15 protein-coding genes, 1 tRNA gene, 2 pseudogenes and 2 riboswitches are annotated in these 17,904 nt (G+C 66.0%); of the genes and pseudogenes, 11 read left to right on the top strand and 7 right to left on the bottom strand.

The window, feature by feature from the left end; genetic code table 11:
- Nucleotides 1-41 precede the first annotated feature (41 nt).
- From cobG to PD284_RS15580, 5 genes and pseudogenes are all read right to left on the bottom strand, one after another.
- Nucleotides 42-1,172: pseudogene (gene cobG / locus PD284_RS15600) on the bottom strand (precorrin-3B synthase); the annotation flags it as partial.
- Nucleotides 1,169-4,552 (bottom strand): cobaltochelatase subunit CobN, encoded by a 3,384-nt coding sequence (cobN, locus tag PD284_RS15595; protein WP_274629092.1) that lies wholly within the window; start codon nt 4,550-4,552, stop codon nt 1,169-1,171. The pseudogene cobG and the gene cobN, both read right to left, overlap by 4 nt.
- 33 nt (nt 4,553-4,585) lie before the next feature.
- Complete coding sequence (gene cobW / locus PD284_RS15590; protein ID WP_274629091.1) at nt 4,586-5,620, bottom strand: cobalamin biosynthesis protein CobW; 1,035 nt, start codon at nt 5,618-5,620, stop codon at nt 4,586-4,588.
- Nucleotides 5,617-6,057 carry a DUF1636 family protein gene (locus PD284_RS15585; RefSeq protein WP_411956220.1) on the bottom strand — a complete coding sequence of 147 codons (441 nt, stop codon included), beginning with the start codon at nt 6,055-6,057 and terminating at the stop codon, nt 5,617-5,619. Before PD284_RS15585 ends, cobW begins: the two co-directional genes overlap by 4 nt.
- 34 nt (nt 6,058-6,091) lie before the next feature.
- Nucleotides 6,092-6,287, bottom strand: a riboswitch (cobalamin riboswitch).
- Nucleotides 6,288-6,377: 90 nt separating this feature from the next.
- Nucleotides 6,378-7,208 carry a class I SAM-dependent methyltransferase gene (locus PD284_RS15580; protein ID WP_274629090.1) on the bottom strand — a complete coding sequence of 277 codons (831 nt, stop codon included), beginning with the start codon at nt 7,206-7,208 and terminating at the stop codon, nt 6,378-6,380.
- A 152-nt stretch (nt 7,209-7,360) separates the two neighbouring features.
- Nucleotides 7,361-7,550, top strand: a riboswitch (cobalamin riboswitch).
- 34 nt (nt 7,551-7,584) lie between these two features.
- On the opposite strand from PD284_RS15580, the gene PD284_RS15575 reads away from it, so the two are divergent.
- From PD284_RS15575 to PD284_RS15555, 5 genes are read left to right on the top strand one after another with little or no spacing between them, the layout of a single operon-like run.
- Nucleotides 7,585-7,758 (top strand): CbtB domain-containing protein, encoded by a 174-nt coding sequence (locus PD284_RS15575; RefSeq protein ID WP_274629089.1) that lies wholly within the window; start codon nt 7,585-7,587, stop codon nt 7,756-7,758.
- A 15-nt stretch (nt 7,759-7,773) separates the two neighbouring features.
- A complete protein-coding gene (locus tag PD284_RS15570; RefSeq protein ID WP_274629088.1) occupies nt 7,774-8,532 on the top strand; it encodes a CbtA family protein in 759 nt (252 codons plus the stop codon).
- Nucleotides 8,525-9,037 carry a bifunctional adenosylcobinamide kinase/adenosylcobinamide-phosphate guanylyltransferase gene (gene cobU / locus PD284_RS15565; protein WP_274629087.1) on the top strand — a complete coding sequence of 171 codons (513 nt, stop codon included), beginning with the start codon at nt 8,525-8,527 and terminating at the stop codon, nt 9,035-9,037. Before PD284_RS15570 ends, cobU begins: the two co-directional genes overlap by 8 nt.
- 15 nt (nt 9,038-9,052) lie before the next feature.
- Nucleotides 9,053-9,664 (top strand): cob(I)yrinic acid a,c-diamide adenosyltransferase, encoded by a 612-nt coding sequence (gene cobO, locus PD284_RS15560; RefSeq protein ID WP_274629086.1) that lies wholly within the window; start codon nt 9,053-9,055, stop codon nt 9,662-9,664.
- A gap of 2 nt (nt 9,665-9,666) precedes the next feature.
- Nucleotides 9,667-11,130, top strand: coding sequence for a cobyric acid synthase (locus PD284_RS15555; RefSeq protein ID WP_274629085.1), 1,464 nt, complete (start codon nt 9,667-9,669; stop codon nt 11,128-11,130).
- Here the strand turns inward: PD284_RS15555 and cbiB are convergent.
- Entirely contained in the window at nt 11,114-12,079 is a 966-nt protein-coding gene (cbiB, locus tag PD284_RS15550) for an adenosylcobinamide-phosphate synthase CbiB (protein ID WP_274629084.1), read from the bottom strand. The two genes, PD284_RS15555 and cbiB, sit on opposite strands and share 17 nt — an antisense overlap.
- Between cbiB and cobD the strand changes: the two genes are divergently transcribed.
- The 3 genes from cobD (at nt 12,078) to PD284_RS15535 (ending at nt 14,716) form a co-directional block, all read left to right on the top strand.
- Nucleotides 12,078-13,163, top strand: coding sequence for a threonine-phosphate decarboxylase CobD (cobD, locus tag PD284_RS15545; protein ID WP_274629083.1), 1,086 nt, complete (start codon nt 12,078-12,080; stop codon nt 13,161-13,163). The two genes, cbiB and cobD, sit on opposite strands and share 2 nt — an antisense overlap.
- Nucleotides 13,160-13,666 (top strand): tyrosine phosphatase family protein, encoded by a 507-nt coding sequence (locus PD284_RS15540; protein ID WP_274629082.1) that lies wholly within the window; start codon nt 13,160-13,162, stop codon nt 13,664-13,666. Before cobD ends, PD284_RS15540 begins: the two co-directional genes overlap by 4 nt.
- Nucleotides 13,667-13,897: 231 nt before the next feature.
- The gene (locus PD284_RS15535) at nt 13,898-14,716 is read left to right on the top strand and encodes an endonuclease/exonuclease/phosphatase family protein (RefSeq protein ID WP_274629081.1); all 819 of its coding nucleotides are present in this window, start codon (nt 13,898-13,900) and stop codon (nt 14,714-14,716) included.
- A gap of 67 nt (nt 14,717-14,783) precedes the next feature.
- Here the strand turns inward: PD284_RS15535 and PD284_RS15530 are convergent.
- Nucleotides 14,784-14,859: transfer RNA gene (locus tag PD284_RS15530), tRNA-Lys, on the bottom strand.
- A 449-nt stretch (nt 14,860-15,308) separates the two neighbouring features.
- On the opposite strand from PD284_RS15530, the pseudogene PD284_RS26945 reads away from it, so the two are divergent.
- The 3 genes and pseudogenes from PD284_RS26945 to glmU all read left to right on the top strand — a co-directional run.
- Nucleotides 15,309-15,404 (top strand): annotated as a pseudogene (locus PD284_RS26945) (HdeA/HdeB family chaperone); the annotation flags it as partial.
- A 237-nt stretch (nt 15,405-15,641) separates the two neighbouring features.
- On the top strand, nt 15,642-16,388 hold the full coding sequence (locus PD284_RS15525) for a cytochrome c biogenesis CcdA family protein (RefSeq protein WP_274629080.1): 747 nt from the start codon (nt 15,642-15,644) through the stop codon (nt 16,386-16,388).
- 71 nt (nt 16,389-16,459) lie between these two features.
- A complete protein-coding gene (gene glmU / locus PD284_RS15520; protein WP_274629079.1) occupies nt 16,460-17,809 on the top strand; it encodes a bifunctional UDP-N-acetylglucosamine diphosphorylase/glucosamine-1-phosphate N-acetyltransferase GlmU in 1,350 nt (449 codons plus the stop codon).
- Nucleotides 17,810-17,904: the final 95 nt, after the last annotated feature.

Raw genomic sequence — 17,904 nt, 5'->3', positions numbered from 1 at the left:
CGCCTCGCCTTGCCTTCCACGATCGCCGCTCCGTCCGGCGTGCCGACGATGGTGAAGCTCGGCGCGTCCGGTTCAGCGCAGCGCTTCTCGCAACCAGAGATGTGGACCGGGCCGGCACTCGTGAAGTCGCTTGCGATATCCGCAGCCAGCGGCTTCGTCGCGATATGGGCGGAGCCGCAAGCGGGCGCGCCGGCGCACGCAACAACGCCGAGCCGAGGATCGTTGGGATCGACAACGAATCCAAGGTCTTCCGCTGCGACCCTGAGGCGCTTGGAGACGCTCTCCGTCCGGCAGATGGCGATCAGCCCGCGGTTCGGCGCGAGGCGGAACTCGGTCACGCCGCATCTTTCGGCTGCCTGCGCCATCGTTCCGATCTGCGTTTCGTCTGCCTGTCCGAACGGGAGGCCGATGCCGAGCCCGGTCCGGCCCAGCGTAAGGCGGAAACTGCCGATGGGCAGTTGCGCGCGCGCCGGGGCGGGTGGCAGGATTGCAGCCGAGCCAATGGTCTGCGTGGGACGGCATCCGAGCGCGGTCGAAACCGCGGCGCCGGAAAGGTCTTTCGCGCGCGCCGAGCGGCCGAGCGCCGCGATCGCCTTCAGCAGCGCGACTGCCATCACGGCGGCGTCCTCCGCATCCGCGACTGCGATGGCCTCCGCATCAGGGCGGACTGCAACCGCCCATCCGATCCGTCCGTCCGCGCCGGGCACCGCCGTCAGCCTCACGTCGGCGATCACGTCGCGCAACGGGAGCTGGCCGCCGCCGTCGACGACGATCGAAACCTTCGGACCAAGGCGGTTGGTCAGCCCGGCGTTCACGATCACCGCGCGCAGCCGATCCGCAAGCGCGCGGGGATCGGCGAGTTCCTCGGCGTCGAGCCCTGCCAGCGGCCCGACCTGCACCGGCACGCCGGTGAGCAGGTCGATCCCGAGACCTTCGATGTCGGCGGCAAGGCGAGAACTGGTTTCGGTGGTCAGCCCCCGGATCTGCAGGCTGCCCCGGCGTGTCACCTCTAAGATGCCGTTGCCATGGCGGGCAGCGGACGCGGCGACCGATCGCAGTGCGGATGGCCCGATCGAGCCCGCGACCATGCTCAGTCGCACGAGCAGCCCGTCGCCGGTCGGCATCGGCGCGGCCAGTGAAGGGCAGGCGTTGCGGCGCAGAGACGCGTTCATGCGACGCGCTCCCGGCGTGCTTGTACGCTGCCCAACGAGGGCAGCTTGCCTTCGGCTTCCGCGATCAGTGCGGAAAGATCGTCATCGATCGAGTTGCGCAACGGGTGCCAAAGGCCGCGGTTGCGGGCAGACAGGAACCGCTCCGCGATGACCTTCGCGGCGGCCGGATTCTGGTCCAGCAGGAAGTCGCGGACGCGTTGGTCCCCGACATAGCTGTCGTAGACGGCTTCGATGAGCGCGCCCGGTATCGCTTCGGTCGTCTCGGCGAAGCCGACCAGCCTGTCGACCGTCTCTGCGAACTCGGAGGCTCCGCGCGGGCCGTGGCGCAATTGACCGTCGATGAAGCGGGGGTTGACCGCGCGCGCGCGGACAGTCCGGGTCACCGCTTCAGCCACCGATCGCGCGCGCGGCCTTTGCGGGTCCGTCGTGTCCAGCGCGACAAGGTCCGCCTTGCCCCCCAGCGCCGCGAGCGCGGCCGAGAAGCCGCCGATGAAGGCGACGTCTGCCGAACCTTCGAGGATGTCCCGGCCCGGGTCGTCGCCCGCATGGACGAGAAGATCGGCACCCGCGACCTGGTCGGCGAACGCGCCCGGCACTGCCTGGCCTGCGCCGTCGGCGCCCCCGAACGCGTGCGAGGTGGCCGCAAGATAGGCGCGCCCCAGTTCCTCCCGCTTTTCCCAGCCGCCGTCGGCAAGCAGGCTCTCAATGCCAGCTCCGTACGTGCCCGGCGAGGAGCCGAAGATGCGAGGTGGACATTTTCCGAGCGCCCGGCGCGTCTGGGCGAGGGGGTTGGCTTCATCAGGCTCATCACGGGCGGCCACCGCGGCCGAGGCAGCGTCCATCAATGCGATCTGTGTGGGGAACATATCGCGAAACAGACCGGAAATGCGCCAGGTCACGTCGACACGCGGTCGACCGACGGCTGCAGGCGGCAGCACCTCGATGCCGGTCACCCGGCCAGTCGCGAACTCCCATTGCGGTCGGCAGCCCATCAGCGCCAGGCCCTGTGCGATTTCTTCGCCGCCGGTGCGCAGCGAGGCGCTGCCCCAGAGGTCGATGACCAGGGAACGGGGCCACTCGCCATGATCTTGCAGATAACGGCGCAGGATCTCATCGGAGGCCATTCTGCCGAGATCGACGGCCGTCGGGGTCGGCATGGTTCGCGGGTCGGCGGCGAACATGTTGCGGCCGGTGGGCAGCACGTCCGTGCGTCCGCGCGTCGGGCTGCCGGAAGGACCCGCCGCCAGGTGGCGTCCGTCGAGAGCGGATAGGAGAGCAGCACGCTCCGCTGCAGCACTCGAGGAGCGGAGCGGATCAGTCGCGCCGGCTTGCGCCCGGCCGAAGACGTGAAGCCCGTCCTTGACAACAAAATCCTTGAGATCACAGAGCCATGCGTCGATTTGGGTAAGTGCCGCATCAGGATTGTCGCTGGCCGCGACACCCGCCTCCTTGGCCAATCCGGACGCCTGGGCGGTCTCCACGATCAGCTTTGCGAGGCGGTCTCGGCGGCGGCGATCGAGTCCGTCGGCCTGCGCATACTCGTCCACGAGCCTTTCAAGAGTCCGATGGTGTTCGTCGAGCCCTGCAGATGCCAGCGGCGGCGGCAAATGCCCAATGGTGACGGCGGATATGCGGCGCTTGGCCTGCGCAGCCTCGCCGGGATTGCTGACGATGAAGGGATAGACGACGGGCAGGGCGCCGGTGACGACCTCAGGAAAACAATCGCGCCCGAGTGCGACCGTTTTGCCGGGCAGCCATTCGAGGGTGCCGTGCGCTCCGACATGGACGATTGCGTGGCAGCCGAGCGCCTTCCGCAGACAGAAGCCGAAGGCGACGAGTTCGTGGCGGGGCGGCAGCGAGGGATCGTGATAGTCAGCGCGACGGTCTTCGGAACGCCCGCGGTCGGGAGCCAGCGCCACCGTGATGTTGCCGAATTGGGCCGACCGGAACGAGAAACCGCGCGAATCGCCCACGTCGGGACCGCCCCAGGCCTCTGTCACTTGCTGCCGCACGCGGGCAGGCAATTCCGTGAACGACGCAGCGTAGTCGGAGAGCGCAAGGCCCGTCGTGCGGCTGTCGAGGCAGGCGAGAAGCGCTTTTGGCGTTTCCGGAATGTTGTCAACGCGATATCCGGAAGTCCTCAAGTCTTCCAGGATCGCCAGGACGCTCGCCGGAACGTCCAGCCCGACAGCATAGCCCGTGCGGCCGGGCGCGCTGGGATAATCCGGCAGCAGGATCGCGATGCGGCGCTCTCCGGGCGGTGTCCGTTGCAGGCCCACGAAATCTGCGATGCGCGCGGCGACCTGCTCGACGCGGTCCGGCTCCGTGCGATTGACCTGCCCGCGGAGGCCCAGCGTGGCGTCGGGCGCGGCATCCGCCTTGAATGATATCGCGCCCGCGAGGATGCGCCCGTCGAGTTCGGGCAGCACGACATGCATGGCCAGATCGGCAGGCGCGAGGCCGCGCTGGCCGCTCTCCCACGCCTCGCGGCGCGTCGTCGCCATCACGACCTGGAACACCGGCGCGCCGATCCTGTCGAACAAGGTGCGGCCGTCGTCGCAGGTCCCCGCCGCGAAGGCGGTCGTCGCAATCAGCGCAGCCGGTTTCAGGTCTCGGGCGGCGTCTTCGACAAATTGAGCGACGGCCCTGTCCTTGAGGCTGGATAGGAAGATGGGGATTCCGGCCAGCCCGCGCTTTGCCAGCGCGCGATGCAGCGCATCGATCGGCGCGATGTCGGACGCCAGCAGCATGGAACGGTAGAACAGGATCGGCACGACCGCCTGCGCGCTGGCGCACCTTTCCAGCGCGCGGGTACGGCCAACCACACCCTCGCCGGGAAGATAGAAACCGGATTTCGGGAGTTCTTCGGCGGGTCTGGCGACACAGTCGGCGCCGGCATGGCCGCCAAGCCGCTTCACCAACTCCGCCATGTTGGCGGGGCCGCCTTCGCGAAAATAGGCGAGCAGGTCTTCGAGTTCGCCGCGGGGCAGGGTGGAAAGTGCGGCGAGCCGCTCGTCGACGTCGTGTCCCTCGCCGGGAAGCAGCGCCAGCTTGAAACCATGCGCGCGGGCCGCGGCGGCAAGCTGGTCGGCGCCATAGCGCCACCATTCATAGCCGCCGAGCAGGCGCACGAGGATTATCTTCGCGTGCCGACCGACCTTGTCGATCCAGAGATCGACCGACATCGGGTGGCGCAGATCCCTTAGGGCCGCCTGCCGCATGGAGGGTAGCACGCCGGCCTGTGCCGTCCAGGCGGCCGAAAGGGCCGACAGGTCGCTGTCGGTGAAGGACAGGGCAAGCATGTCCGCGGGCTCCTGCCGCAAATCGACAGGCTCGACGAGATCGTCGAGTGAGGCCGTCGATGTGGCCAGGATGTGCACTGTCCCGTTCTCCCGCGCTCCTCGTTCGTGCCGCTACGCCGCCAGGATTCGTTCCACCGCCTGCCGGTCGAGACCCTTGAGGCCGATCACCACGAGCCGCGTACGGCGGTCCTCGTCGGTCTGCCAGGCGCGATCGTAGTAATGCGACACGCGCGGGCCGACCGCCTGAACGAGGAGCCGCAGGGGCTTGCCTTCGACATGCACGAAACCCTTGAGTCTCAGGACATTGGCGGCTTCGGCTGCTGCTGTGACCTTTTGGGCGAGCGCCTCCGGGCTGGACACCGATGGCAGCTCGATGACGAAGCTGTCGAAGTCGTCGTGCTCGTGGTCCAGCTCATCGTCGTGATGCGTCTTGCGGTTCTCGATATCGTCCTCCACGGCGAGGCCGAGGCCGAGCATCACAGACGGATCGACCTGGCCATGCGCGGAAGGCACGATCTTAACGGCTCGGCCGAGGCTTCCCCCAACCACGGCCCGCGCCTTTGCCGCTGCATCGTCGTCAAGAAGATCGCTCTTCGACAGGATGATCAGGTCAGCGCAGGCCACCTGGTCCTCGAAGACCTCCTCGACCGGGTCTTCGTGATCGATGGAATCGTCGGCGGCGCGCTGCGCGGCAAGCGCGTCCATGTCGGACGCCACGCGGCCCTCGGCCAGCGCCGGACCGTCGACCACCGCAATCACGCCGTCCACGGTCACGCGACCCTTGATCGCCGGCCACTGGAACGCCTGCACGAGCGGCTTGGGCAGGGCGAGCCCGGACGTTTCGATCAGGATGTGGTCCACCTTGGGTTCTCGCGAGAGGATCTGGTCGAGCGCAGGCACGAAGTCGTCCGCCACGGTGCAGCAGATGCAGCCATTGGCGAGCTCGACCACGTTCTCCTCGGGACAGGCATCGATGCCGCAGCCCTTGAGGATTTCGCCGTCGATGCCGACGTCGCCGAACTCGTTGACGATGATGGCAAGGCGCTTGCCCCGCGCATTTTCCAGCAAGTTGCGGATCAGCGTAGTCTTGCCTGCGCCGAGGAAACCGGTGACGACGGTGCAGGGGACGCGGTTTACGGCGGTCATGCGCTAGGGTCCTTTCGGGAGAAGATGGGCGGGATGCGGGCAACGAGGCCCTGCTTGAGGGATTGCGGGCGACCGCGCCAGGGCATGACGCCCTCATCGGAACCGGCGAAGAGCTGCGCGCCGGCCACGAGGTCGGCTCCGCTCGACGTGGTGAGGTCGCCGAACACGTAGCTCCAGGCGCCGTCCTTGGCGATCGCCGCGCTCAGCCGGCGCTTGCAGTTGCCGAGACATTCGACGGTTTCGACCTGGATAGAGGTGGCGTCAGCGGCGCGCCTGGTGTCGAGGGCGAGCTGCTCGCCGGCACGCGGCCTGGAATCGGAGCCAGTTTCGTCCCGGCATGAGCTGCAGACGACGATGACGACATTCGGATGGCAGTCGTCGGCGCATGTTTCTTGCGCAAAAACGTCCGCAGCAGCGTTTTCGTAGTCGACTTTCACACGCGCTCCTTGCCCGGGACACCCGCCAGGCACTGGCAAACATTTATCGACGGCAGGTCTCCTGGCTCGCGAGTCGCTGCTTTGCGCCGCCTTCCCGGATATTCCAGTGGCAATCGGCGTAAAGCTCGTCGCTTACAGTTGCGGGGACAGCTGCGGATTTGATTGCTCGCACCGCATTCCCTCTTAGCCTCGTCCCTTGAGGGGCGAAGACCGTCTGGCCGGCATTTAGGCCGCGCAATGTGGGGCTGTCAACGCGTGCTGTCGACTGCTTGGATGCGGACGGAAATCCATCTTCCCGGCATCGGCGCCGCTGCTGGGAATCATTTCCTTCCCGATCCGACGAGCGCCGGCATCGGCACCCGATAGGCGCCGTCCGGGCCGAGATGCCGCCCGATCTCCATCTCGACCGCCCTGGAGACCGCATCGCGAACCTCGTCGCTCTGGGCGAGCAGCAGACCGCGCAGTCTGACGCCGCCTTCGAGAATAGCCCTCACGAGGGCCGTGGGTTCGGCATGTTCCCATGTCTGCTCAACAGTGCGGATGACTGTCTTCGTGAAACCGGTCGACTGGAGCGCTTCCTCAAGCTTCTCCGGCTCGCTGAACTGGAAGAAGTCAGGCCCGTGAGGCAGCGGCGCCGAGACGTCGGCATGAGCCTTGATGGCGTCGAGCAGGAGGCCGAAGCCGTTTGCGGGGGTCGGCGCCTGCCAGACGCTCACGGCGACGCGGCCACCCCTCCTCAGCACGCGATGCATTTCCAGCAAAGCCTTCTGCGGCTGCGCGACGTGAATGATGCCGTAGCCGCATACCACGGCTTCGAAGGTCCCGGATTCGAACGGTAGGTCCTGTGCGTCGCCTTGAAGAAACTGGACGTCGGGAACGTTGCGTTTTGCGACCTCGATCACGTTGCCGGAGAAATCGAGGCCGACCACCTCGGCGCCGCGCGCACTCGCCGCTCGCGCGAGCACTCCCGGCCCGGTGCACACATCGAGCAGGCGCGTTCCCTTTTCAACGCGCGCGGCGCCGAGAATCGCGGGAACGGTCTGCGCCGTGAGGCGACCGAAATGCCGTTCATAGCCGCTGCTGACAGCATCCCAGCCGTCGAGTTCGAACGCCTGGAAGGCAATCGGGTCACGAGAGGTTTCGATAACCATCTCATTCCTCGTCAGGCGGGCCCCGGCGCAGGCGATATGGTGCATCGGCTTCGTGGCTATTCTTTGCGCCCGTTTCCTCCTCGCGGGACCAGCTCCATGTCGCGTGCGGACAGGGCGAGCGAAATACGGTTTGCCCACCGTCCGATTTAGGTTATGACTCCGGTGTCGATGGTTCCGAAAGGACCAGAGGGAATGCGGTGCGGAGCTTGTGCTCCAATTCCGCGGCTGCCCCCGCAACTGTGAGCGGCGAGCCGGATCCGAATGCCACTGGGTGAAACCGGGAAGGCGGATCGCGGCGCCAAAGCCGTAAGCCAGGAGACCTGCTGTCGACTTGATATTGGCTTGGGCCCTCGGGTGGAGGGCGAAAGGATTTCATATGAACACCACAACTACGTTTGGCGCAGTTTCTTCGCAGTCGCGCGCCCTTCAGCTCGGCTTCGCCGCGCTTCTCGGACTTTTCGTCATTGGCTTCGCGGGATTCTCCCAGATGGAAGTCGTTCATAATGCCGCTCACGACTACCGGCATTCGATGAACTTTCCCTGCCACTGACCAAGGTCTTCCCAAATGACATATTTTCGTAACGTCGTGTTCATCGCGGCGGTCTGCGGGCTACTGGCCGGCGTCGTCATGACCGCTCTCCAGGCCTACGCCACGGTGCCGCTGATCCTCCAGGCAGAAACCTACGAGGGCACCGAACCTGCGCACGACCATGGCCCCGCGCCAGACGCGGGCGTCGCAGTTGCTCCCTCCGTCCAGTCGCACGATCATTCGACACATGATCATGGTGACGGCTGGGCTCCTGCCGACGGTTTTGAGCGTACGGCCTTCAATGCGCTTGCGAACATCGTGACCGGCATGGGCTTCGCGCTGGTGCTCGTCGCTCTGTCCGAGTTCGCCGGTGGCATCGCCAACTGGCGGAGCGGACTGGTCTGGGGTTTTGCGGGCTTTGCCGTCTTCACCCTGGCTCCGGGGCTCGGCTTGGCTCCGGAACTGCCGGCGATGCCCGCCGCCGACCTGTTCGCGAGACAGGTGTGGTGGATCGGGACGGCCGCAGCCACCGCGGCCGGTCTGGCTCTGATCGCGTTCGGACGTTCGCCCGTGCTTGCGATCCTGGCCGTGGCGCTGATGGTTGCACCACACATCATAGGCGCACCGCAGCCGACGGACTATGAGACGCCCGTTCCGCCGGACCTGCATCACCGCTTCATCGTGGCTTCGACCGTGACGAACCTCGTCTTCTGGCTCGTCCTCGGTGCGGCCGCGGGCTACCTCCGGTCGCGCTTTTCGACGGCGGAGCAAGGGGCTCGCAACAGCTTTGCCTGACGGCAGGCTGACCTTCATTCTCGGCGGGGCGCGCTCCGGAAAGAGCCGCCACGCCGAGGCGTTGATCGAAGAGCTGCCGCCGCCCTGGACCTATGTGGCCACCGGTCAGGCCTTCGACGCGGAGATGCGTGAGCGCATCGAGCTGCACAAGGCGAGGCGCGACGGACGTTGGACCACGCTCGACGCGCCGCTCGACTTGGTGGGTGTACTGAGCTTGGTGGAAGTTGATCGGCCGGTTCTGGTCGACTGTCTTACACTATGGCTGTCCAACCACCTGCTGGCGGGCAACGATCTCGACCATGAATGCGCGGCGCTCGAGGCCGCGCTTGCCCATCCCCGCGGGCCCTGGTTCGTGGTCTCCAACGAGGTAGGGCTCGGCATCGTGCCGGACAATGCGCTCGGCCGCCGCTTCCGCGACGCGCAGGGCCGATTGAACCAGCGCATTGCGGCGATCGCAGAAGAGGTGATTTTTATGATCGCCGGCCTGCCGATGAAAGTGAAATGACATAGGTGAAATGACGTGAGTGCCGAGCAATCCGAAGCCGAGCGCCACAAGGCCAAGATGGCCAAGCGCAAGGCCGTGCAGGACGCCGAAGTGGCGTCGAAGACCATCGAGAAGGGCCTGCTGATCGTCAACACCGGTCCGGGCAAGGGCAAGTCCACCGCCGCCTTCGGGCTGGCGCTGCGCATGCTGGGCTACGGCCGCAAGGTGGGCGTGGTCCAGTTCATCAAGGGCGCCTGGCATTCCGGAGAGAAGGATGCGCTCGCCGCGTTCGGCGACAGGGTTGTGTGGCACACCATGGGGGAGGGGTTTACCTGGGAGACGCAGGATCGGGAACGGGATGTCGCGGCCGCCGGGCGCGCCTGGGAAAAAGCCCGGGAGCTCCTGGCTGATCCTGAGATGAGTCTCGTGATCCTGGACGAGCTCAACATTGCGCTGCGCTACGACTACCTCGATCTCGACGAGGTGGTGGAGGCATTGAAGGCTCGCCGTTCCGACCTCCACGTGGTCGTGACGGGCCGCAACGCTAAGCCGGCCCTCATCGAGGCCGCAGACCTCGTGACCGAGATGACGGCGGTGAAGCATCACTTCGCCGCCGGCGTCAAAGCCCAGCAGGGCATAGAGTTCTAGCCATGCCCGCGCGCGCTTTGATGTTCCAGGGCACCGGCTCCGATGTCGGCAAGTCGCTGGTCGTCGCCGGACTAGCGCGCGCATTCGCAAATCGCGGGCTGGTGGTGCGGCCATTCAAGCCGCAGAACATGTCGAACAATGCCGCCGTCACCGAGGACGGTGGCGAGATCGGCCGGGCCCAGGCGTTGCAGGCGCGCGCTGCGCGGGTCGCCACAAGCGTCCACATGAACCCCGTCCTCCTGAAGCCGCAGGGAGAAGCCGGCGCGCAGATCGTCGTTCAAGGAAAGGTGTTCGGGGCGGCGAAGGCGGCTGAATACCAGGGCGTGAAGCCGAATCTCATGCCCTACGTGCTCGACAGCTTTGCCCGGTTGCGCGCAGAGGCAGACCTGGTCCTGGTCGAGGGAGCCGGCAGCGCGTCGGAGATCAACCTGCGCGCCAACGACATCGCCAATATGGGTTTTGCGCGCGCCGCAAATGTCCCGGTCGTCCTGATCGGGGACATCGACCGCGGCGGGGTCATCGCGAGCCTCGTCGGCACCGGGCATGTCATCGACCCAGCTGACGCGGCCATGATCCAGGGATTTCTTGTCAACCGCTTCCGCGGTGATCCGAGGCTCTTCGACAGCGGGATGCGCGAGATTGCCGAACGCACCGGCTGGACGCCGTTCGGCCTGCTGCCGTTCTTTCCGGATGCCAGGAAGCTGCCTGCCGAGGACGCGCTGGGGCTGTCGCGGGAGATTCCCGGGATCAACGGGCGAGGGGCCATCAGGATTGCCGTTCCGATCCTGCCGCACATCGCGAACTTCGACGATCTCGATCCGCTCGAGGCGGAACCGGACGTCGAGATCGTCCGCGTCTGGCCGGGCGACGCCCTGCCAGGCGATGCACACCTGGTGTTGCTTTTGGGGTCCAAAGCGACGATCGCCGATCTGGCGGCGTTCCGGTCCGCGGGCTTCGACGTCGACCTCGCCGCGCACATCAGGCGAGGCGGCCACGTGCTGGGTATGTGTGGTGGTTACCAGATGCTCGGCAGCTCTATTGCCGACCCTCACGGAACCGAGGGGCCTGCGGGGAAGGTTCGGGGCCTCGGCCATCTCGACGTCGCCACGGAACTGACGCAGGGCAAGCGGCTCGTGGCGACCGCCGGACACACCACCGACGGCGTGAGCTTTCGTGGCTACGAGATGCATATGGGTGCGACCGCAGGGCCAGGGCGCGAACGCCCGTTCGCGACGCTGGCCGACGGCTCGCCGGAAGGAGCCGTTTCGGCCAGCGGCCGCGTGGCCGGCACCTATGTGCACGGCTTTTTCAGCGACGATGCGCAACGGGCGGCGTGGATCGAGCGGCTGAACGGCAAACCGTCAGGCCTGCACTATGACGACGGGGTCGAGGCGGTCCTCGATGCGCTCGCCGCTCACATGGAGCGCCATCTCGACCTGGATGGCCTGCTCAAAAATGCCAGGTGAGCGCGGCCACTGCGCCGATCAGCGCGATCAGGAGGGCGTCGGCGATCCGGTAGAGTGCAAGTGCGCGGCGAATGTCCGCCGGCGTCGCCTCGCGCCGACCTTGTCCTATCGTCGGATCCTGCGTGAGGACGCCGCCATAATGACGCGGGCCTGCAATGGCCAAACCAAGCGCGCCGGCGAAGGCGGCTTCCGGCCATCCGGCATTCGGCGAACGATGATGCCGGGCATCGCGTCTTACCGCACGCCATGCCTCGCCAGGGTTCGCCCCCGGCAGCAAAGATGCGGCCGCGACGACCAGCAGTGCGGTCAGGCGGGAGGCGGGAAGGTTGATCAGGTCGTCGAAGCGGGCAGCGGCCCAGCCGAACGCGCCGTGCCGCTCGTTCTTGTGGCCGATCATGCTGTCGGCGGTGTTCACCGCCTTGTAGGCGGCCGCGCCCGGCAGCCCGCCGGCGGTGAGCCAGAATGCCGGCGCGACGACGCCGTCCGAGAAGTTCTCGGCAAGGCTCTCGATCGCGGCGCGGCAGACGGCTGCCTCGTCAAGCCGCTCGGGATCGCGTCCGACAATCATCGAGACCGCCCTGCGTCCCGCTTCGAGCCCTTCGCCTTCGAGCGCGTCCGCCACCGCGGCCACATGAGCAGCAAGGCTCCGCTGCGCCAGCAGCGTGCTTGCGAGGATGGCCACCAGCACGATACCGAAACTGAGTTGCAGCAGCAGGCCTTGCACGAGAGACGCCGCCAGCCAAACAACGGCGACCAGCAGGACCAGCGCGACCACGCCGAGACGCTTGCGCCGCGCAGCCGTATGCCCCGCATGATTGAGCGCGCGATCGAGCATGTCGATCAGCTTGCCGATCCAGATCACGGGATGGCCGATGGCTCGCACGACCCGTTCCGGATAGCCGAAGACGAGCTCAAGCATGAGCGACAAAAGAGCAAGGGGAGCTGACATGGCGGTCCGGAAGAAAATTGCGTCAGTCACCGACCATGGCGGCAGCCTGGACGCCGCACGCTCGCTTTTCCCGAACGCGCCGCAACCGTGGATCGATCTGTCGACGGGTATCAATCCGCACGCCTATCCGCAACCAATCCTGCCGGCGGACGCATTCACGCGCCTGCCCGAGCCGGGAAAGAACGCCGAGCTGTGCCGCGTCGCCGGAGAAAACTATGGAGCCCCGTCGGCTGCGAACGTGGTTGCGGCGCCGGGCACGCAGATATTGCTGCCGCGGGTCGCTTCACTGATCGCTCCGGGCAAGGCCGGCGTTCTGGGACCGACCTATGCCGAGCACAGCCGCGCCGCGGCGATTGCCGGCCATGACGCGGCGTATGTCCGCGATTTCGACGCTCTCTACGACGTGCAGCTCGCCATCGTCGTCAATCCGAACAATCCCGACGGACGAATCATCGAGCGGGGGCGGCTCGTCGATCTGGCGCAGCACCTCGCCCGCAAGGGCGGCCTGCTGGTTGTCGATGAGGCGTTCATGGACGTCGGGCCGCTGCACGAGAGCGTTTCGGCGGACGTCGAGGGTTGCGGAGCGGTCGTGCTCAAATCCTTCGGCAAGTTCTTCGGACTTGCCGGCGTCAGGCTGGGATTCGCACTGGCGCCGGTGCGTCTGGCCGAATTCCTCGGCGCAGAGTTGGGTCCATGGGCGGTGGCCGGGCCTGCGGTCGAATTCGGTTTGTCTGGCCTCGCCGATCGGAGCTGGCAGGCGTCGATGCGACGATGCTTGGAGCGCGAGGCTGCGGCGCTGGATGACCTGCTGGTGCAAAACGGCATCACCGTTGAGGGTGGCACCAGTCTGTTTCGCTTCGTTCGGACGCCTCAGGCCCCCAGCCTGTTTGAGAGCCTCGGTGGCGCGGGCGTTCTAGTTCGCCGATTCGTTGACCTGCCCGACGCGCTGCGCATCGGACTTCCCGCCGGCAAGCGGGAGTCGGAACGGCTGGCGGGCGCCCTGAACGGGTGGCGGCCAGGCCAGCAATCATCCTGCCAAACGGGGCTGGAACCTGTCGGCAGCGGAGGTAGAATCGTCTCATGATCTATGTGACCCCGCTGTCGAAGCTTGAAGACACCTTGATGCGCTCCGGGGCACGACGGCTGGTGACGTTACTCCGCGAGGATGCGGATTTCGTCCGTCCCGTTGTGCTGGCCCCGGGCGACCACCTGCTCTTGCAGATGCACGACATCACCGAGGAGGCGGATGGAATGGTGGCGCCGGCCGCCGCACATGTGGCGGAATTGCTGGCCTTCGTGCGGGCCTGGGATCGCAGCGCGCCGTTGGCGATAAATTGCTACGCCGGCATCAGCCGGTCGACGGCTGCGGCGTACATCGTCGCCGCCGCGCTAGCGCCCGGCCGGGACGAAGGCGAACTGGCGCGGCGGCTTCGCGAGGCCTCGCCAAGCGCCACCCCGAACGCCCGCCTGATCGCGCTTGCCGACGACATGCTTGGCCGCCGCGGCCGCATGGTTGACGGCATCCGCGCCATCGGTCGGGGATGTGATGCCTTCGAGGGCACGCCATTCGTTTTGGGCTTCGATTGATCGGCCATCGCATCCCGCGCTTCGCCGGTCTTTGTCGCTGACATGATCACGAAGCATTCAAGGTTTGATGGGATTGTTACCGTCTAAGGACTTGTTTCGGGACGGGACTCGCCCGAAATGAGCGAGGAACCGTCGCCGAATGCACCCGTTGACCTGCCGGGGGACATCCCTGATCCGCGGCCGGCAGCGGGCGACTTGCCGTATGAATTGCACAGGTCAAGACCAAGTCTCATGCTCAAGCAAGCTCCCACATTGCCGACATCCCTGGTCGCCGCTCTGCGGAAGGCGGCGCCGAAATACATCGAATTCGACCAGGATCACTGCACCACCATCGCCTCGTACAACGTGCACAAATGCGTAGGCACCGACGGGCGCTTTTCGCCGGAGCGCGTGGCCGCAGTGGTCGGCGAACTCGACGCAGACATCATCGCCTTGCAGGAGGTCGATGAGAGGACGGGCTCGCGGCAGGGGCTGCTGGACCTGGTGGCGCTGCAGAAGAAGACGGACCTTGTGCCGCTGCATCGCTCGCACAACGACATCAGCCATGGCTGGCACGGAAACCTGATCCTGGCCCGGTCCGGCGTGGTGAAGGAATGCAAACAGGTCCGCCTGCCTGGACTGGAGCCGCGCGGGGCCATCATTGTCGATCTCGACCTGAACGGGGTGCCGCTCCGTGTTATCGCCGCGCATTTCGGCCTGCTGCGTCGCTCGCGCTCCAGGCAGGCGGAGACGCTGCTCGAGGCCACCCGGTCGGTCCTGCATCCGACGATCCTGCTCGGCGACCTGAACGAGTGGCGTGTTCGCAACCGGTCGTCATTGCTGACGCTGCTGCCGCATTTCGGGCCTGTGCATGCGATCCTGCCGAGCTTCCCTTCGCGGTTTCCGCTGTTGGCGCTCGACCGTATCCTGGCGCGTCCGATGAGCCTCATTTCGAGCATCGAGGTGCATAGTTCGCCTTTGGCCAAGGTTGCATCCGACCACCTCCCCATAAAGGCCCGGCTGAATCTTGGCGCGATTTCGCGGCCCGACCTGCAAGCCGAACTGACCTGACGATCGCGGCAGCGCCTGAAGCCCCATCTTTGGTGACACTGGTCTCCGGGGCTGACATGCGGAAAAATGGTGATCCGGGTGGGACTCGAACCCACGACCATTCGATTAAAAGTCGAATGCTCTACCGGCTGAGCTACCGGATCATCACGCGAGGTCATCGAGACCCGCCGTATGTGCGCCTAGCCGATTTCCTTGTTCTTGGAAATCGTTGGTTTTCAACCTCCCAGCAGTCCTGACCTTCCGATTGAACGTCAGTTGCTCTACCGGCTGAGCTGCGCCCTCCCGGAGGCGCTGATGGCCCCCGAAAGTGCGGCGGAACATAGGGAGAGACCCAATTCGGGTCAACCGAAAAAGGTTGTGGTGCATGCGTCACCCACATGAGGCGTCCAACCATCTACAGTGAGGCTTGGAGATTGATGGCTTCCCGGCGTCCCGGGGCAGTGATCATGCGACTCCGGACGTTGCCGAAGCGCGCAGCCGCGCCACATATCGCAGCGATTGCCGTGGTTCGCTGCCGAAGAGCGTCGAGATGAGAAGTTGGAGTCTCGCCATGGCGCGCTCCTGCTAATCGGGGCCGGCAGCGGCGGACCAGATTGATCTCGCCAGGATGACCTGTGCGGATTTCGTGCTGTCCGACTCGTCGATCATGACGGTGATTCTCAGCTGGCTGGACGGTTTCCATGAGAACGCCTCGGCCGAACCCGGGATCGACACCGTCCGACTGGCTTCCGGAACGCCGAGCGCATCGTGCGGGTTTGCGCGGCGAGCTCCGATACCGACGTGGCCACGGCGGCCGAACAGCTTTTCGGGCGCTGAGCGGCATCTTGCCTCAGCATTCCACGTAAGGGTGATTGGCGCCTCTCGCGGCCGGCCTCTATATGGCGGGCTGATCCGAAGGCGCGGCAGATGCCGCAGGCGAGGGTGCATGGAACTTGACGTCGGCTATCTGACCGCGGCCGGGGCGGGGGCGCTGTCCTTCCTGTCGCCCTGCGTGCTGCCGCTGGTGCCGCCCTACCTTTGCTACATGGCGGGCGTCAGCGTCGACGATTTTCGCGAAGACGGCGTCCGTGTGGTCGAGAGAAGCAAGAAGATGGCGCTGCTCGCGGCGTCGCTCGCCTTCGTGCTCGGCTTCACCACGGTGTTCGTGGCGCTCGGCGCCGGCGCGTCCACGATCGGCCGTTTCCTGCGCGTCTGGCAGGAGCAACTGGCGATCGTCGCGGGCATCCTGATCATAATCATGGGACTCAACTTCCTGGGCGTGATCCGCATTCCGCTGCTGTCGCGGGAAGCCCGCTTCCATTCCAAGGGTAAGCCGGCGAGCGTGGCTGCTGCCTACCTGATGGGCCTGGCCTTCGCCTTCGGCTGGACGCCCTGCATCGGGCCCGTGCTGGGGCCCATCCTGACGCTGGCGGGCGGAAGCTCGACCGTGGGCGAGGGTGCGTTCCTGCTGCTCATCTACTCGCTCGGCCTTGGCATACCGTTCGTCATCGCTGCGCTGTTCTCCGGGGCCTTCATGCGCTTCCTGTCACGCTTCCGCGTGCATCTCGGTCGGGTCGAGAAGGTGATAGGCGTGCTGCTCGTGGCGGCCGGCGTGCTGTTCATCACCGGTGGCATCCAGGTCGCCTCCTACTGGCTGCTCGAGACGTTCCCCATCCTTCAAACCATCGGGTGAGGTGCGCACCCGATTGGCTGGCAACGCAGTCGGTGTTAGGACGCTTGGGCACAAAGTAAGGCTGAATCACCATGTCCGAGCGCAGTTGCCTGTCGATCATCCTTGCCGCCGGCGAGGGCACGCGCATGAAAAGTGCGCTGCCCAAGGTGTTGCACGAGGTCGCACGGCTTCCGATGCTGGCTCATGTAGCAAACGCCGCCGCACGCACGGGGGGCAATGTCGCCATTGTCACTGGGCACGGCAGCGATCAGGTGAACGCCGCCGCGCAGAGCTTTGCACCGAATGCACGAACCTTCGTCCAGGCCCAGCGGCTGGGCACCGCCCATGCGGTGCTGGCCGCCCGCAGCGCCATCGCCGAAGGCTATGACGACCTGCTCGTGATGTTCGGCGACACGCCACTGATCGAGGCCGAGGCATTGGCCGCAGCACGACGCCCGCTCGCGTCCGGCGCTGCCGTCGTCGTCATGGGTTTTCGCACGGAGAACCCGACCGGCTACGGCCGGCTGATCGAGGACAGGGGCGAACTCATTGCGATCCGCGAGGAGCGCGACTGCTCCGAGGAGGAGCGTCGGATCAAGTTCTGCAACGGCGGGCTGATGGCGATCGCCGGCGAACATGCTCTCGAACTCCTGGACGCGGTTGGCAACACCAACGCGAAAGGCGAATACTACCTGACCGACATTGTGGAGATCGCGCGGGCGCGCGGGCTGCGCGTGCTTGCCGAGGATGTTGCCTTCGAAAACGTGCTCGGCATCAACACCCGAGTTGAACTCGCGGAGGCGGAGGCAATCTGGCAGCGACGCAAGCGGCGTCAGATGATGCTTGCAGGCGTCACGCTCGTCGCGCCGGAAACCGCTTTCTTCTCGCATGACACCGAGATCGGGCAGGACACGATCGTCGAACCGAACGTCTATTTCGGCGCGGGGGTCAAGGTTGCGGCAGGCGTGGTGATCCACGCCTTCTCGCATCTTGAAGGCGCGACCGTCGCGACGGGCGCAGAAGTCGGACCCTATGCGCGCCTGCGGCCGGGCGCGGACCTGCGCGACGACGCCAAGGTCGGCAACTTCTGCGAGGTGAAGAAGGCGGTTGTCGAGAAGGGCGCAAAGGTCAACCACCTGACCTACATCGGCGATGCCCGGATCGGCGCGGGCGCCAATATCGGGGCGGGAACGATCACCTGCAATTACGACGGATTCAGCAAGTTCTTCACCGACATCGGGCCGGGCGCGTTCATCGGGTCGAACTCGTCGCTGGTCGCGCCGGTCACCATCGGGGCAGGCGCCTATGTCGCGTCGGGGAGCACCATCGTCGAGTCCGTGCCGGCCGATGCGCTGGCGTTCGGTCGCGCCAGGCAGACGACGCTGCCGGACCGGGGCAAACAGCTGCGCGAGCGGCTCGCTGCGGCCAAAAAAGTCAGGTAATTCAGTAACCCATCATCAAGCCTCGAGATGCTAGTCTGCGCGCAGAACGGATGCGTGGCTGACATGTGCGGACATTGAATGTGATTTCTGTCCGC

Origin of the sequence: Mesorhizobium shangrilense (assembly GCF_028826155.1) — a bacterium.
Taxonomy (GTDB): domain Bacteria; phylum Pseudomonadota; class Alphaproteobacteria; order Rhizobiales; family Rhizobiaceae; genus Arvimicrobium; species Arvimicrobium flavum.
The sequence above is the reverse complement of the archived record's forward strand: the minus strand, read 5'-3'. Positions and strand labels throughout refer to the sequence as shown.